Raw genomic sequence first — 15,807 nt, 5'->3', positions numbered from 1 at the left:
GAACAGCGAGAATCTTCATGAGTGAAAACGACAGCCCGAAACAGCTTTTGCATCTCGTGTTTGGCGGTGAGCTGGAATCGCCGGATGGCGTGACCTTCCGCGATCTGGACGAGCTGGATATCGTCGGCATCTACCCGAACTATGCCGAGGCCTACAAGGCCTGGAAGTCGAAGGCACAGTCGACGGTCGACAATGCGCACATGCGTTATTTCATTGTTCACATGCACCGCCTGCTCGATCCGGATTCGGAAGACTGAGCAGTCGCGTTTTCGGGCGACAGGAAAAATGATCAAACGCCTCGGCCGTCAGCCCTGGGTTCTGTCGGGTGTGGGCACCCTGCTCGCGACCTATCTGAAGCTGGTCTACCGCACCAACCGCTTTGTCGTGGACCCGGAAGGGATCTATGACAGGATGGAACCGCATCTGCCGGTCATTGTCGCCATGTGGCACGGGCAGCATTTCATGGTGCCATTCGCCAAGCCTTCCCAATGGCCGGCAAAGGTCATGATCTCGCGCTCCGCGGATGGCGAGGTGAATGCCATCGCAGCCCGCAAGCTCGGGCTCGGCCTGATCCGGGCTTCGGGCGGCAGGAATGCCCGCCAGATCCGGAAACGGGGCGGCATGCGCGGCTTCATCGAAGCGCTGAGAGCCCTCAAGGACGGCTATACCATCGCCATGACCGCCGATATTCCCAAGGGGCCGGCGCGCAAGTCGGGCGTGGGCATCGTGCAGCTGGCGAAACATTCCGGCCGGCCGATCCTGCCCGTGGCGGTGGCGACCAGCCGCAGCATCGAGCTCAACAGCTGGGACAGGGCGAGCGTCAATCTTCCCTTCGGGCGCGGCAGCATCGCCGTGGGCGAATTGATCCAGGTTCCGGCCGAGGCCGGAGACGAGGAGCTGGAAAGCTACCGCGCACAGGTGGAGGACGGTCTCAATGCGGTCACCCGGCGTGCCTATGAACTGGTCGGAAGGGCGGATGGCTAGATCCGCTTGCTGTAGCTTTAGATAGGGAATGGGAGACATGCAGGCCAGGCGGCGCCCCGTGCTCATCAGCGCCTATCGGACCCTTGCCCGGGCCCTCGGACCCCTGTTCCATCTTCTTTTCTGGTGGCGCAGCCGCTCCGGCAAGGAAGTCGCCTCCAGGAAGGGCGAGCGCTTCGGCCGGTCGGCACAGGCGCGTCCCCCCGGACATCTCATATGGATCCATGCGGCAAGCGTCGGCGAGACCATGTCGGTCCTGCCCTTGATCGAGGACCTGTGCGCTGCGGGCAACCGGGTGCTGCTGACGACGGTGACCGTGACGGCGGCCGATCTTGCCGCAACGCGCCTGCCGGACGGCGCGCTGCATCAGTTTGTCCCCTACGACGCGCCGGGACCCCTGACGCGGTTTCTCGATCATTGGTCCCCCGATCTGGCAATGGTCGTTGAATCGGAGATCTGGCCGTGCCTGTTCGATGAACTGCGCAGCCGGAAGCGGCCATTCATCCTGCTGAACGGCCGGCTTTCGGACAGTTCTCACAGGAACTGGTCGCGGTTTCCGGCCGTCGCCGGGTATATTTTCGGCTGCCTGGACCTGGTACTGGCCCAAAGCGACGCCGACGCCGGACGGTTCCGGAGCCTCGGTTGCGAAAGGGTGGAGACGCCGGGAAACCTGAAGTTCGACGCCGGAGTGCCGGAGGCGGAGGACGCGGAAATACTGGGGCTTCGCACGCAGATAGGCGATCGTCCTGTCTGGCTTGCGGCGCTGACCCATCCGGGCGAAGATGAAATCGCGCTTCGGGCCGCTGTCAGGCTTTCGGAGGAATTTCCGGACCTGCTGCTCGTCCTGGTCCCGCGTCACCCGGCCCGTGCCGATGACATTTCCAGGCTGATCGGCGAATATGGCCTGACCTCGGCCCGCCGGAGCGCGGGGGAGACAATCGCACCGTCCACCCGTGTCTATCTCGGAGATACACTTGGTGAAATGGGACTTTTCTACAGGCTGGCACCGGTGACCTTTCTCGGCGGCTCCTTCACGGACGTGGGCGGACACAATCCTGTGGAGGCCGCTCTCGCCGGATCCGCGCTGGTGACCGGGCCGCAGGTTGCCAATGCGCGCGCCGTCTACAAGGAGTTCTGGGCGGGCAGGGCAGCATTGCGGGCTTCGCACCCGGAAGATCTGGCGGACATGGTCGCGGGACTGCTGCACCGGCCCGAAGATGCCCGCCATCAGGCGGAGCGGGCCAGGGCACTTGTCGAAGCCGGTCGGGGCGCGCAGGAGAAAATCCTGCAGTTTCTGCAGCCCTATCTGAAGGGTCCTGCCGGAGACCGGAAACCGGAGGCGGAGCGTGAGCAAGGCGCCTGACTTCTGGTGGAAACCCGGGTTTTCCCTGTCGGCGCTGCTGCTGGCACCCGCCGGCTGGATCTACGGTCTGCTCTCCGGACGCCGCATGCTGACACGAGCGAAGGCGAAAAGCAGGCTGCCCGTCATCTGTATCGGCAATTTCGTGGTCGGTGGTGTCGGCAAGACGCCTTTCGCGATCGAACTGGCGTACCGGCTGCGGGAGGAAGGCTACAGGCCGGGGTTTCTTCTGCGCGGCTACGGCGGCCGGGAAAAGGGGCCGCTGCTCGTGGCCGGTGAGGTCCACGGTGCCGGCGATGTCGGAGATGAAGCGTTGCTGCTGGCGCGCTACGGGCCGACGGTGATTTCCCGCAACCGGCCGGCGGGAGCGGCGCTGGCGGAACAGCAGCCGATCGATGTGCTGCTGATGGATGACGGCTTTCAGAACCCCGCCCTTGCCAAGGATCTCAGTCTGGTGCTGGTTGATTGCGCAACCGGCTTCGGCAACGGACATTGTCTGCCTGCCGGTCCCTTGCGTGCCCCGGCGCACAAGCAGATCCTCAAGACCGACTGTCTTGTTCTGGTGGGCGAGGGCGTTGCGGCCGAACAGGCCGTTCATCTTGCCGGACGCAGGGCGCTGCCGATCCTGCATGCCCATTTGCGACCGCAGCCGAACGGGGAGCTCGACGGGCGCAAGCTCTTCGCTTTCGCAGGGATCGGCCGGCCAGAGAAATTTTTCGCCTCGCTCAAGGCGCTGGGCTACCAGGTGAAACAGACCCGCGCCTTTGCCGATCACCACTCCTATTCGGAGGCCGATGTCCGCGCCCTTCTGACGGAGGCGGAAGAGGCGAACCTGCAACTGGTCACGACCGCCAAGGATATGGTCCGGCTGGAGACATCGGACGGAGAACTCTTCCACTGGATCGCGTCAACGGCCCAGGTCCTCGACCTGCGGATGGACATCGATGACGAGGACAGGCTGATCGGGTTGATCAGGGAAACGCTGCGTAAACGCAGTTTTCAGCAGTAGGAAACGGGGAAAGGGTCAGGCCGACTTGCGCAAGTTGGCGATGATCCGGGCCATCGTCTGGAGGAAGCGGTCTCGCTCGGCCTGCGAAAGGCCTGCAAGGGCGGCGCCGTTGACCGAGGCGGCGGCGCTCTTTGCCGGTTTCTCGAGTGCCCGTGCCCTCGGTGTCAGCCAGACGGACTGCGACCGGCGATCCTCCGGGTGCGGCTTGCGGGTGATCAGACCGTCCCGCTCCATGCGAGCCAGCGTATTGGCCATCGTCGCCTGTTCCACATCCAGCCTCAGTACCAGATCGCGCTGTGTAAGGCCTTCTTCCGTCCACAGTTCGAGAAGGGTCATGAACTGTGCGGGGGCGAGACCGAGCGGCGCGATTGTTTTGTGAAGCGCAATCGCAAACAGCCGTGCCATGTGATTGGCGAGATATCCCGCCGAACGATCTTTTTCGAAGTCCATTGCCGCAACTTATGTGTTGATAGCAGGCTATTCAATTGCTATTTACATAGCATGCTATTTAATAAGATAGCTTGCTATGTAAAATGACAGGGCTCTGGAGAAACACATGTTGAAACGCTTGCATGCCATTGCCGGAGGGGTGGCCCTCCTGTTGATCATCCTCTTCTGGATGTCGTCATTCGCGGTCGAAGTGTTCGGAAATTCCGCGTCGATCATCGTTGTGAAAGCCGCAATTCTGTGGGGGATGCTCGCATTGGTGCCGGCGCTTGCCATAGCGGGTGCCTCCGGGATGATCCTGGGGCAGGGATGGAAGTCCCGTCTGGTGGCGCGCAAGCAGCGGCGCATGCGGATCGTCGCCGCGAACGGTCTGACGATCCTTCTGCCGTCGGCCTTTTTCCTTGCGTTGCGGGCAGGTGATCCCGACGGCTGGTTCTACGCAGTGCAGGTGCTGGAATCTGCCGCCGGCGCGGTGAATGTCACGCTGCTCGGCTTGAACATGCGGGACGGCCTGGCGCTCGGGCGTCCTGCCTTCAGGTGACCGGAAGAAGGCGTCCGGTTGTTTCAGGACCGGTCGGGTTCGGGACGTACACCGATCTCGGCCGGTCACATCCACGATCGACTGGGCGAAATCAGGCGGATTTGACTTCCAGATAGCGCTTCATCGAAGCCTTGGCATCGACATAGGCTTCCTGATGCTCGACAGACCAGTATTTCAGCTCGTCGAGCGGGATCGCAGCGCCTGTCACGGCGCAGCGCACGTAGGTGCCCGGTGCTTCCACCTGATAGTCGCCGTCCAGATAGCGGACGCGCGCTTCGCTCGGGATACGCGGATTTTCGTAACGGTTCATCATCTGATCGGTTCCAGGCGGTCTAACGACAGCACCTTCTAAGCCGAAACAACGTTTCAGGGCAAGCCGCGCGGCTGCCGGCAATCCTGTCAGCGTGGTCCGGCGTTATTTCCGGCGGGCCGCCGTCCGGCTTGTCATCGCCGCGCCGAATTGCGGCCGGACGATATTCTCATCGCTCTGCATGGACGGCAGGGGTGGCCCGGAGACCGAACCGGACCGGGCAAGTACCTCCGCGAGGCGCGGATGAAGTCCGTCGCCACGCGCGGCCGCAAGCGCGTGAAAGGACAGGAGCGGGGGCCGGTCGTCTGATGGGGGCATGATCTTGCACCTTTTGCGCCTCATTCGGGCAGGGAACCTGTCGGTCCCGGTTTGCGGCTGGCCCGGGATCTCGGCGAGTGGAACGCATCAATCTGTTTTGCAATGCGGTATAATATGATTATTTAACTCAGGTTTAAATTTTCGCAAGTGGAATTCCGAGTTTTACGGATGATTTATGCGACAGAAACCCTATGTTGAGGGGAAACCAGCGATAACAACTCCGGTCAGGGCAGCTGACAACTCCGGGCGACGGCGATTGCAAGCCGGTCACGAACAGGCCCGGGCCGGCCGGAGGCAGACAGGACGCACGCATGACGATTTCCACCACCGATCTTATCGAATCTTCCGGCCTCGGGCTGGAGACGGCCAAAAGGATCACCGCGGAAGCGCTATCCGGCGCCGATGATGGCGAACTCTTCGTTGAATACCGCCAGAGTGAGGGGCTGGTGTTCGACAACGGCCGCCTGAAAGGGGCCAACTACGATACGGCCCAGGGGTTCGGCCTGCGGGCGGTTGCCGGCGAAGCTGCCGGATACGCCCATGCGGGTGATATCTCCGAAGGCGCTCTTAAGCGGGCGGCAGAGGCGGTCAGTGCGGTCAGGAAGGGATATTCGGGTACCTATGCGGCGCCCCCGGCCCGGACCAACCAGTCGCTTTATACGGACGTAAATCCGCTCGGCGGGCCGAGCTTCGAGGAAAAGGTCAGACTGCTGCAGGAGATCGACGCCTATGCACGGGCGAAGGATCCGCGTGTGCGTCAGGTCTCCGCCACTCTGGCCGCGTCCTGGCAGGTGGTCGAGATCCTGCGCGCCGACGGTCATCTGGTGCGCGATGTCCGGCCGATGGTGCGCCTCAACATCTCTGTCGTGGCAGGCAATGACGCGCGTCAGGAAAGCGGCTCCTTCGGCTGCGGCGGCCGCGAAGGCTTCGAACGTTTCATCACCACGGAAAACTGGCAGGGCGGCGTCGACGAGGCGCTGCGCCAGGCCCTGGTCAATCTGGACGCGGTTCCGGCTCCCGCCGGCACCCTTGACGTGGTTCTCGGCCCGGGCTGGCCGGGCATCCTCCTGCACGAAGCAGTGGGGCACGGTCTGGAAGGCGATTTCAACCGCAAGAAGACCTCCGCTTTCGCCGGTCTGATGGGCCAGCGTGTCGCTGCGCCCGGTGTCACCATCGTCGATGATGGCACCATTCCGGATCGGCGCGGATCCCTGACCGTGGATGACGAGGGAACGCCGGCCGGCCGGACAATGCTGATCGAGGACGGCATCCTCAAGGGTTACATGCAGGACCGCCAGAACGCCCGCCTGATGGGCATGGAGCCGACCGGCAACGGCCGCCGCCAGTCCTATGCGCATATTCCGATGCCACGCATGACCAATACCGTGATGATGGCCGGCGACAAGGATCCGGAGGAAATTCTCGCCTCCGTCAAGGACGGTCTTTATGCGGTCGCCTTCGGCGGCGGACAGGTCGACATCACCTCGGGCAAATTCGTGTTCTCCTGCACCGAGGCCTACAGGGTCGAAAACGGCAAGGTCGGCGCACCGGTCAAGGGAGCGATGCTGATCGGCAACGGGCCGGACGCCCTGACGCGGGTCTCGATGATCGGCAACGACATGGAGCTGGACCCGGGCATGGGCACCTGCGGCAAGCAGGGGCAGGGCGTGCCCGTCGGCGTCGGCCAGCCGTCCATGCGCATCAACGAACTGACGGTCGGCGGCACGGCGGTCTGACACTGCCTGCGACGGCCTGGCGGAGGATGCGCTGCTGGACGCCGCGCTGGATTTCTTAACGGCAAAGCGCGTATCCTTTGCAAAGCAATGATGCGCCGGGGCCGCTCGCGGTGGAACCCGGCGGCAGTGCTCCGGAACGTCAAGGTCGATCACTGTCCTGCCCCAAGGCGACCCCACCCTGGGGCAGGCTGATCTGAGGAGAGAGAATGGCCGCAGAAAGTGCGCCCCCGTTTTTTGCCGAATCGATAGTGTTTCTGGCGGCGACAGTTGTGGCTGTTCCGATCGCCAAAAGGCTGGGCCTCGGGTCGGTGGTGGGCTATCTGGCGGCGGGCGCGATGATCGGGCCGCACGGCCTCCGGCTCCTCGGTTCGGGCGAGGACGTGCTGCATGTTGCCGAACTCGGCGTTGTCCTGCTTCTCTTCGTGATCGGGCTGGAGCTGGATCCGCAAAAGCTCTGGCGAATGAAAAGGGACATTTTCGGTCTGGGGACGGCACAGGTGCTGCTTACCGGGATCACGCTCTATGCCGTCGGCCGCTTTGCCGGCTATGCGAATACGACCGCACTCGTCGCCGGATTCGGCCTTGCCCTGTCTTCCACCGCATTTGCCTTGCAGATCCTGCAGGAACGCGGGCAGCTGTCTTCTGCCTACGGCCAGAGGGCGTTCGGGATCCTGCTGCTTCAGGACATCGCGATCGTCCCGCTTCTGGCCATGGTTGCCGTCCTGGGGGCGGGGGACGGGCCGGCGACGGCTTCCGATATCGGCCGGGAGGTCCTGGTCGTCGTGGCCGCCGTTGCCGTGGTGATCCTCACGGGCCGCTATCTGGTTTCACCGATCTTCCATTTGCTGGCGGCAAGCCGTGCCCGGGAGGTCATGCTCTCGGCTGCGCTTCTCGTGGCGCTCGGCAGTGCGGGCATTGTTCATGCCGTAGGGCTTTCCATGGCGCTGGGCGCGTTTCTGGCTGGCGTCCTGCTCGCCGAATCCAGCTTCCGCCACACGCTTGAAGCCGATATCGAGCCTTTCCGCTCCCTGCTCATGGGGCTTTTCTTCGTCGCGGTCGGCATGTCGCTGGATGTCTCTCTCGTGGCGGAGACCTGGTCGGTCGTTGCCGCAGGCGTGGCCATTGTCATGCTGGTCAAGGGAGGCTTTCTGTGGGGGCTCGCCCGCGTCACCGGCTCGTCGAATTCCGACGCGCTGCGGGTCGCGGTGACCCTGCCGCAGGGAGGCGAGTTCGCTTTCGTGCTGTTTACCGCCGCCGTCGGCAACCGGCTTCTGGACTACCAGACCTCCAATCTGCTGACCGCGATTGTCATTCTCTCGATGCTGCTGACACCGCTTGCCTGCCTAGGCCTCGACAGCCTTGCGGCCAGGGTGAAGGCACGCGGCGTTGAAAACCCCTCGATCGAGACATTCGAGGAAGCAATGCCGACAGTTCTGGTCGTCGGATTCGGTCGTTTCGGCATGGTGGTCGCGCAGATCCTGACGTCGGAGGGGCTTGAAATCACGGCCATCGACAATCGTCCCGACCGCATCGCCTACGCCCGCAAGCAGGGGTACAAGGTCTATTACGGCGACGCGACCCGTGCCGATGTGCTGGCTGCGGCAGGCGCGGGCAAGGCGGCGCTCGTTGCCATGTGCATCGAGAACGACAAGGTGATGGCCAAGGCCATCGATCTTGTCCGGGAAGGCTTTCCCGAGGCGTTGATCTTCTGCCGGGCGACGGACCGGGCGCATGTGCTGGATCTCACGCGGCGCGGGGTCGATTTCCAGATTCGCGAAACCTTCGAGTCGAGCGTCGTGTTCGGCCGGGCAGCGCTGGAGGCACTCGGCACGCCGCTCGACCGCATCGACCAGATCGAGGAAGACGTCCGCTATCGGGACGAGGAACGTCTGGCGATGCAGCTTGCCGACGGCATCTATGCGGGCGCCGACCGTCTTCACCGGGTGACGCCGCGAAAGCCTGCCGAGGACAAGCAGGACATTCCCGCGGAATGAAAAAGGCGCCGCAACCGGCGCCTTTTTCATGTGGATGGAACGATCCTGAAACTCAGGGCAGGGCGTCGAAACCTGCGGAAAATCCGTTCAGAGAAATCGGAATGCCGATGCCTTCTTCCGGTGTCTGGAAGATGATGAAGGTCGCCTGTGCCCCGGTCTGCAGTTTCGTGAGCAGATCGTCTTCGAGGATCACTTCCGCGATACAGCCGTTCGGCAGGCAGCGGACGAAACCGGCGCGCCCGATATCCGCATTGTCGACACGCAGCCCGAGACCCGAAGGCAGCAGGACGCCGAGCGGCGCAAGCACCCTCAGGATGCGGGCCTGCTTGTCGGCGGTCTTGAGAACGATCACCGACAGGCCGACATTCTCACGGTCCGCGGCGGTCACATTCTGGATGAGTGCGCATTGTTCGCTGGCGGCACCCGGAGGTGTGTCGCAGCGCATCTGCCAGTCTCCATGCGCGGAGCGCACCTCGCCCTGCGCCAGGACGGGAAGCGTGCCTTGCGTCAGGGAGGCGAGAAGGAGTCCCGCGGCGGCGGCGATTCTGAACAGAACCGGCCTGGAGCGCCCGGCCGGGCGGGCGGAGATGGGCTTCGGCAAATGGGCTGACAAGAAATCCTCCAGTCAATCGGTGTCCGATCCGTTCAGAGCCGTCCGGCGGCAAAAGGCGCCCGGTTCCGCGAATCATGGTGTTATCCCGGCCAGACATTGCCGCATGACGGCGCGTGTTTCCAGTCTCACCGGGGCAGGAAGCTCATGCGTAGGCGGTTTTTTTGTCGAAAATCTGCCTGTCCTTGACGCCAGTCAAACAAGGCGGAGCATTTGGCGGCTGTGAAAAGTGGGAAATTCCGTTGCAGCCCGGCGTATCTTGTGGTTTTTGTGCGGCATGCAGGTGTCGGCGGGGTGATGCGGCACATCGCCGCTCTGGCCGATTGTAGCCATCGCCCTTGATACCAGTTTGTGGTTATAGTTCCGGCAATCTGATAATCCTGTCCGAAGTGAGGACGCGGCAAAATGGGCTTGCGAAGCTGTGCCAAGCCCGTTACTGCCGCACTTGATTGGACCGGATCACTGGACCGGGACTTAATGTATGCGCCGCATCTCATGCGGCTGAGGGAAGGGAGCGCGGACGTGAAGGCAGTCTTCAAGCGTCTCATGACTATAGCCGGATTGGCGGCGACCATTGCTGGAGTGTCAACTGCGGCCTTGGCAGCTGAATCCGGTATGAAAGAGTGGCAGCTCGGATTTCAGGACTCGGTGACGGACGTGATGGACGACATCACGTGGTTCAACAATTTCACCCTGGTCATCATCACGGTCATCACGCTGCTGGTGCTGGCGCTGCTTCTCATCTGCGTTTTCCGCTTCGGTTCGAAATCGAACCCGGTACCGTCCCGGACATCGCACAACACGATGATCGAAGTGGTCTGGACGATCGCCCCCATCCTGATCCTCGTCGTGATCGCGATCCCGTCGTTCCGCCTGCTCTACAAGCAGCTGGACATTCCGGAATACGACATGACCATCAAGGCCACCGGTTACCAGTGGTACTGGGGATATGAATATACCGACGAGGGCATGGGCGAACTGTCCTTCGACTCCCTCATGGTTCCGGACGACGAACGCCAGGCTGTCGCCGAAGCGCGCGGCGTGACCCTGAAGGAAGTGCCGCGTCTGCTGGCCGTCGATTACGATCTTGTCATTCCTGTGGATACCACCGTGAGAATGCAGGTGACCTCGGAAGACGTGATCCATTCCTTCGCGATGCCGTCGTTCGGCGTCAAGGTCGATGCCATCCCGGGCCGATTGAACGAGACCTGGTTCCACGCCCGCCAGGAAGGCGTCTTCTACGGCCAGTGTTCGGAACTGTGCGGCAAGGATCACGCCTTCATGCCGATCGCCGTGCGTGTTGTCTCTCCGGAGCAGTTCCAGACCTGGGCAGCTGCCGCCCAGGACGATCTGGACACCGCCAACGAACAGCTGATGGCGTCGATCGCGGCGGACAGGAAGCTCGCCGTGACGGGCCGTCTGGAAGAAATCTCCGTCGCCGCGAAATAACGCGGCGGCAAGCCTATTGGGCGATGCGCGCGATGACACGCAGCGCCGCTGAGAACGACTAGAGAGGGAGCCGAAAATGGCTGCGACCGAAGCACATGCTGCACATGACCATCCGACAGGATGGCGCCGGTGGGTCTATTCGACCAACCACAAAGACATCGGCATCATGTATCTCATCTTCGCGATCATTGCAGGGATCATCGGCGGCGCGCTCAGCGTCGGCATACGCATGGAACTGCAGGAACCGGGCATGCAGATCTTCGCCAATGCGCATATCTTCAACGTCTTCACGACCGCGCATGGTCTGATCATGATCTTCTTCATGGTCATGCCGGCCATGATCGGGGGCTACGCCAACTACTTCGTGCCTATCATGATCGGCGCGCCGGACATGGCGTTTCCGCGGATGAACAACATCTCCTTCTGGCTGCTTCCGCCGGCCTTCCTGCTTCTGCTCCTGTCGCTGTTCGTCGAAGGCCCTCCGGGCGGTAACGGCACCGGCGGCGGCTGGACCATCTATCCGCCGCTTTCCACTTCCGGTCAGCCCGGCCCGGCCATGGACATGGCGATCCTGGCGCTGCATATCGCCGGGGCGTCGTCGATCCTTGGTGCGATCAACTTCATCACGACAATCTTCAACATGCGTGCTCCGGGCATGACCATGCACAAGATGCCGCTGTTTGCCTGGTCGGTCCTGATCACCGCGTTCCTGCTGCTTCTGTCCCTGCCGGTTCTGGCGGGCGCCATCACCATGCTGCTGACGGACCGTAACTTCGGAACCACCTTCTTCAATCCGGCCGGCGGCGGCGATCCGATCCTGTTCCAGCACCTGTTCTGGTTCTTCGGCCATCCGGAAGTGTACATCCTGATCCTGCCGGGCTTCGGCATCATCAGCCACATCATCTCCACCTTCGCCCGCAAGCCGATCTTCGGGTATCTGGGCATGGCCTATGCCATGGTCGCCATCGGTGTCGTCGGCTTCATCGTGTGGGCACACCACATGTATACCGTCGGCATGTCCGCCGACACCCAGGCCTATTTCGTGGCGGCCACGATGGTCATCGCGGTTCCGACCGGGGTGAAGATCTTCTCCTGGATTGCCACCATGTGGGGCGGGTCCATCGAGTTCAAGACGCCGATGGTCTGGGCCATAGGCTTCATCTTCCTGTTCACCGTCGGTGGTGTGACGGGCGTTCAGCTCGCCAATGCGGGTCTCGACCGGTCCTTCCACGACACCTATTACGTCGTGGCCCACTTCCACTACGTCCTGTCTCTCGGTGCCGTGTTCGCGATCTTCGCGGCCTGGTACTACTGGTTCCCGAAAATGTTCGGCTACATGTATAACGAGACGATCGGCAAGCTCCATTTCTGGATCACCTTCGTGGGCGTGAACCTGGTGTTCTTCCCGCAGCACTTCCTGGGACTCAACGGCATGCCGCGCCGTTATGTCGACTATCCGGATGCGCTGGCCGGCTGGAACTTCGTTTCCTCCATCGGCTCCTACATTTCCGCCTTCGCGGTCCTGGTGTTCCTCTTCGGTGTCGTCGAGGCTTTCGCCAAGAAGCGTGCCGTCGGAAACAATCCGTGGGGCGAGGGCGCGACGACGCTGGAGTGGACACTGTCGTCTCCTCCGCCGTTCCACCAGTTCGAGACCCTGCCGCGCATCAAGTGATCCGTGGCTGGAGGATCCGTCCTCCGGATCGACATCAGCACCGCGCCGGACTCCGGCGCGGTGCCTACTGTAATCGACTGCCCGGGCGCTGTGCTGCCCCTTGCGCCGCGTGAAAACGCGCGAACCGCAAAAACAAAAGAAGTCAAAGGACACGCCCATGTCGCTCGTTGAGCGCCAGGATACGATCAGCCAGGACAGCGCCGTCTGGGACGGCGGTATGGGATCGGTGAGCGACTATGTGGCGCTCCTGAAGCCGCGTGTCATGTCGCTGGTGATCTTCACCGCCTTCGTCGGCCTGATGCTGGCACCCGGTTCCGTGCATCCGGTACTGGGCGCGGTGGCGATCCTGTGCATTGCCATCGGGGCAGGGGCGTCCGGCGCACTGAACATGTGGTATGACGCCGACATCGACCGGATCATGTCGCGCACCCGCGGCCGTCCGATTCCGACCGGTAAAGTCACCGGTGACGAAGCCCTGGCTTTCGGGATCACCCTGTCCATCGGTTCCGTGGTCACCCTCGGCCTGCTGGTCAACTGGTTCGCGGGCGCCTTTCTTGCCTTCACGATCTTCTTCTACGTGGTCGTCTACACCATGTGGCTGAAGCGTTCGACACCGCAGAACATTGTCATCGGCGGCGCTGCCGGGGCGTTTCCGCCCATGGTCGGCTGGGCATCGGTCACCGGGTCCGTCAGCCTGGAAAGCTTCGTGCTTTTCCTGATCATCTTCATGTGGACGCCGCCGCACTTCTGGGCGCTTGCCCTCTTCAAGAGTGTCGATTACCGCGCCGCCGGCGTGCCGATGCTGCCGGTGGTCGCCGGAGAAACCAGCACCCGGCACCACATTCTGGTCTATTCCGTCCTGCTCGCGCCGGTTGGCGTCGCGCCCTATCTTCTCGGTTTCGCGGGACCTGTCTACGGCGCCGCCTCGGCACTGCTCGGACTGGCTTTCCTGGTGCTTGCAGCCGATGTGTGGCGCAAGCGCGACGGCGACCGGGCCCGTCAGGCCTGTGTGCGCCTCTTCAAGTATTCCATCTTCTATCTGTTCATGCTCTTCGCCCTGCTTCTTGGCGAAAGCCTTGTGGCGGGAGTGTGAACCGATGGCGGGAGAAGAACCGGGCATCACGCTGACGGATGAGCAGAAAAGGAAACGCCGCGCCAGATCGATCGCGATCGCCGTGGTTCTGGGCGCACTTGTCGTCCTTTTCTATGTGGTTACCATCGTCAAGCTGGGACCGGGCGTCATAGACCGGCCGCTTTGAGGAAGACACAGTGAGCAGACAGCAGAGCACTCCCAACCTCTCCCGCAGCAACCGCACGGTCGCGATTGCCTGTGGCGGTGTGTTCGCCATGATGGTCGGTGCCGCCTATGCGGCCGTGCCGCTCTACAATCTGTTCTGCAGCGTGACGGGCTTCGGAGGAACGACGCAGGTCGCCGACGCGGAAAGCGACATGGTCATCGACCGGACGATCACCGTGCGCTTCGACGGCAATGTCAATCATGCGCTGCCCTGGAAATTCCGGCCCGTGCACCGCTCCGTCACGCTGAAGATGGGCGAGACCGCCCAGCTCCTCTATGAGGCGACCAGCACGGGAACGGAGCCGACCGTCGGCACGTCGACGTTCAACGTGTCGCCGCCGACTGCGGGGATCTACTTCAACAAGCTGCAATGCTTCTGCTTTACCGAGCAGCGGCTCGAAGCCGGCGAAACCGTCGAGATGCCGGTCGTCTTTTTTGTCGACCCGGATATGGACAACGATCCGGAACTGAAATCGGTGAAGGAAATCACTTTGTCCTACACCTTCTTCCCGGTAGAACAACCGGAACGTCCTGTTGCGGCAAGGGTCGATAAGCCCGCTGCTGAAACGAACCTTTAAGTAATTGCGCGAGACCGCGCTTGAGATGACTGCGTTTGGGGAGCTTGCCGATGGCTGAGGCACATACCAAAAACCACGATTACCACCTGGTGGAACCTAGTCCGTGGCCGTTCATTGCGTCCATTGGCGCCTTCATCATGGCGCTCGGCGCCATCGGCTTCATGAAGTACGGCCAGGACACGGAATTCGTGCTTCTCGGCATCGACCTGACGGGCTGGGGCCTGTTCGCTGTCGGCATGCTGATCATTCTTTACGTGATGTTCGGCTGGTGGCGCGATACCATCCGCGAAGGCCGCGAGGGCCATCACACCCGTGTGGTGACCCTGCATCTTCGCTATGGCATGCTGCTCTTCATCGCATCGGAAGTGATGTTCTTCGTTGCCTGGTTCTGGGCCTATTTCGATGCGTCGCTGTTCACCGGCGAGGCCATCCAGTATGCCCGCGTCGAAGCGACGGGCGGTCACTGGCCGCCGGAAGGCATCGAGACCTTCGATCCCTGGCACCTGCCGCTGCTCAATACGCTGATCCTGCTGTGCTCCGGCACCACGGTCACCTGGGCACACCACGCGCTGCTGCATGATGATCGCGAAGGCCTGAAATGGGGGCTGACCCTGACGGTGATCCTCGGTGTGATCTTCACCATCTGCCAGGCCTACGAATATGCCCATGCCGCCTTCACCTTCGACGGCAACATCTATGGCGCGACCTTCTTCATGGCGACCGGGTTCCATGGTTTCCACGTCATAGTCGGAACCATTTTCCTGCTTGTGTGCCTGATCCGCGCGACCATGGGCCAGTTCACATCGCAACACCATTTCGGCTTCGAGGCTGCCGCCTGGTACTGGCATTTCGTCGACGTCGTCTGGCTGTTCCTGTTCGTCTCCATCTACATCTGGGGCGCAGGTACTCCGGCCGCTCACTAGAGCGTCCTGCGTTCGCTTGAACGCGGGCAGGACGCTCCGGATCCTGCCGCGTTCACATGAGCGGGCGGACAAGACGGGGCGGTCTCACCAGGGTCCTGAAAGCGCCCGATCCGGCAACCGGATCGGGCGCTTTCGTTTCCGGAACAAGTTATGAGGCAGGATATGGAAGACAAGGCACATTTTCCTCCGGTCAATCCGGTTACCGCAGGTCTTTCCGGCAAATGTCCGCGTTGCGGCCAGGGAAAGCTCTTTGACGGTTTCCTGTCCGTGAAAAAGTCCTGCGCGGCCTGTGGTCTGGATTTTTCCTTCGCAGACAGCGGCGACGGCCCGGCGGTCTTCGTCATCATGATTGTCGGCTTCATTGTCGTCGGTCTGGTCCTGTTCGTCGAACTGAGCTTTCAGCCGCCGATCTGGGTGCATCTTGTCCTGTGGCTGCCGCTGACCGTCATTCTGGCGGGCGGCGTCCTGCGGCCCCTGAAGGGATTGATGATTGCCCTGCAGTTCCGTCACAAGGCCGAGGAAGGCCGTCTCGATGATGGCGAGAATTCCTAGAAACGCAGGGCGAAAACTGCGCGCATAACG

Annotated in this window: 18 protein-coding genes; 14 read left to right on the top strand and 4 right to left on the bottom strand. The window is 62.3% G+C overall.

The genetic code is table 11. The annotated features are described in order from the left end of the window. The first annotated feature begins 17 nt into the window (after positions 1-17). From DCO57_RS04210 to lpxK, 4 genes are read left to right on the top strand one after another with little or no spacing between them, the layout of a single operon-like run. Entirely contained in the window at positions 18-257 is a 240-nt protein-coding gene (locus DCO57_RS04210; protein WP_116697593.1) for a DUF4170 domain-containing protein, read from the top strand. Between the two features lie 28 nt (positions 258-285). Further along, entirely contained in the window at positions 286-984 is a 699-nt protein-coding gene (locus DCO57_RS04205) for a lysophospholipid acyltransferase family protein (RefSeq protein WP_116697592.1), read from the top strand. A gap of 37 nt (positions 985-1,021) precedes the next feature. Next, complete coding sequence (locus DCO57_RS04200; protein WP_116697591.1) at positions 1,022-2,344, top strand: 3-deoxy-D-manno-octulosonic acid transferase; 1,323 nt, start codon at positions 1,022-1,024, stop codon at positions 2,342-2,344. Then, positions 2,328-3,350 (top strand): tetraacyldisaccharide 4'-kinase, encoded by a 1,023-nt coding sequence (gene lpxK / locus DCO57_RS04195; RefSeq protein ID WP_116697590.1) that lies wholly within the window; start codon positions 2,328-2,330, stop codon positions 3,348-3,350. The genes DCO57_RS04200 and lpxK overlap by 17 nt, the downstream gene beginning before the upstream one ends. 15 nt (positions 3,351-3,365) lie before the next feature. On the opposite strand, the gene DCO57_RS04190 is transcribed toward lpxK, so the two are convergent. Then, on the bottom strand, positions 3,366-3,800 hold the full coding sequence (locus DCO57_RS04190) for a MarR family transcriptional regulator (RefSeq protein ID WP_116697589.1): 435 nt from the start codon (positions 3,798-3,800) through the stop codon (positions 3,366-3,368). Positions 3,801-3,906: 106 nt separating this feature from the next. Here DCO57_RS04190 and DCO57_RS04185 point away from each other — a divergent pair, with 106 nt between their 5' ends. Beyond that, a complete protein-coding gene (locus DCO57_RS04185) occupies positions 3,907-4,338 on the top strand; it encodes a hypothetical protein (RefSeq protein ID WP_116697588.1) in 432 nt (143 codons plus the stop codon). 91 nt (positions 4,339-4,429) lie between these two features. On the opposite strand, the gene DCO57_RS04180 is transcribed toward DCO57_RS04185, so the two are convergent. Together DCO57_RS04180 and DCO57_RS04175 are read right to left on the bottom strand one after the other, a co-directional pair. Further along, complete coding sequence (locus DCO57_RS04180; protein ID WP_116697587.1) at positions 4,430-4,651, bottom strand: DUF2093 domain-containing protein; 222 nt, start codon at positions 4,649-4,651, stop codon at positions 4,430-4,432. Positions 4,652-4,753: 102 nt separating this feature from the next. After that, the gene (locus DCO57_RS04175; protein ID WP_133192623.1) at positions 4,754-4,966 is read right to left on the bottom strand and encodes a hypothetical protein; all 213 of its coding nucleotides are present in this window, start codon (positions 4,964-4,966) and stop codon (positions 4,754-4,756) included. A 311-nt stretch (positions 4,967-5,277) separates the two neighbouring features. Here DCO57_RS04175 and tldD point away from each other — a divergent pair, with 311 nt between their 5' ends. Beyond that, positions 5,278-6,702, top strand: coding sequence for a metalloprotease TldD (gene tldD, locus DCO57_RS04170; protein WP_116697585.1), 1,425 nt, complete (start codon positions 5,278-5,280; stop codon positions 6,700-6,702). A 206-nt stretch (positions 6,703-6,908) separates the two neighbouring features. Further along, complete coding sequence (locus DCO57_RS04165; RefSeq protein ID WP_116697584.1) at positions 6,909-8,696, top strand: monovalent cation:proton antiporter-2 (CPA2) family protein; 1,788 nt, start codon at positions 6,909-6,911, stop codon at positions 8,694-8,696. Positions 8,697-8,748: 52 nt separating this feature from the next. Here the strand turns inward: DCO57_RS04165 and DCO57_RS04160 are convergent, their stop codons facing one another. After that, positions 8,749-9,240, bottom strand: a complete 492-nt coding sequence (locus DCO57_RS04160) for an invasion associated locus B family protein (protein ID WP_244287880.1) — start codon at positions 9,238-9,240, stop codon at positions 8,749-8,751. A 681-nt stretch (positions 9,241-9,921) separates the two neighbouring features. Here DCO57_RS04160 and coxB point away from each other — a divergent pair. The 7 genes from coxB to DCO57_RS04130 all read left to right on the top strand — a co-directional run bounded on the left by coxB (position 9,922) and on the right by DCO57_RS04130 (position 15,777). Then, a complete protein-coding gene (gene coxB, locus DCO57_RS04155) occupies positions 9,922-10,755 on the top strand; it encodes a cytochrome c oxidase subunit II (protein WP_244287877.1) in 834 nt (277 codons plus the stop codon). Between the two features lie 76 nt (positions 10,756-10,831). Beyond that, positions 10,832-12,427, top strand: coding sequence for a cytochrome c oxidase subunit I (gene ctaD, locus DCO57_RS04150; protein ID WP_116697583.1), 1,596 nt, complete (start codon positions 10,832-10,834; stop codon positions 12,425-12,427). A 157-nt stretch (positions 12,428-12,584) separates the two neighbouring features. Next, complete coding sequence (locus DCO57_RS04145) at positions 12,585-13,520, top strand: heme o synthase (RefSeq protein ID WP_116697582.1); 936 nt, start codon at positions 12,585-12,587, stop codon at positions 13,518-13,520. A 4-nt stretch (positions 13,521-13,524) separates the two neighbouring features. Beyond that, on the top strand, positions 13,525-13,686 hold the full coding sequence (locus DCO57_RS23480; RefSeq protein WP_165814628.1) for a hypothetical protein: 162 nt from the start codon (positions 13,525-13,527) through the stop codon (positions 13,684-13,686). A gap of 10 nt (positions 13,687-13,696) precedes the next feature. Then, on the top strand, positions 13,697-14,302 hold the full coding sequence (locus DCO57_RS04140; RefSeq protein ID WP_116697581.1) for a cytochrome c oxidase assembly protein: 606 nt from the start codon (positions 13,697-13,699) through the stop codon (positions 14,300-14,302). 50 nt (positions 14,303-14,352) lie between these two features. Further along, a complete protein-coding gene (locus DCO57_RS04135) occupies positions 14,353-15,225 on the top strand; it encodes a cytochrome c oxidase subunit 3 (RefSeq protein ID WP_116697580.1) in 873 nt (290 codons plus the stop codon). 162 nt (positions 15,226-15,387) lie between these two features. After that, positions 15,388-15,777 (top strand): DUF983 domain-containing protein, encoded by a 390-nt coding sequence (locus DCO57_RS04130; protein WP_116697737.1) that lies wholly within the window; start codon positions 15,388-15,390, stop codon positions 15,775-15,777. The last annotated feature ends 30 nt before the right edge of the window (positions 15,778-15,807 follow it).

This window comes from Labrenzia sp. 011, from assembly GCF_003075075.1.
Taxonomy (GTDB): domain Bacteria; phylum Pseudomonadota; class Alphaproteobacteria; order Rhizobiales; family Stappiaceae; genus Roseibium.
Note: the sequence above shows the minus strand (reverse complement) of the source record. Positions and strands in the feature narration are given on the sequence as shown.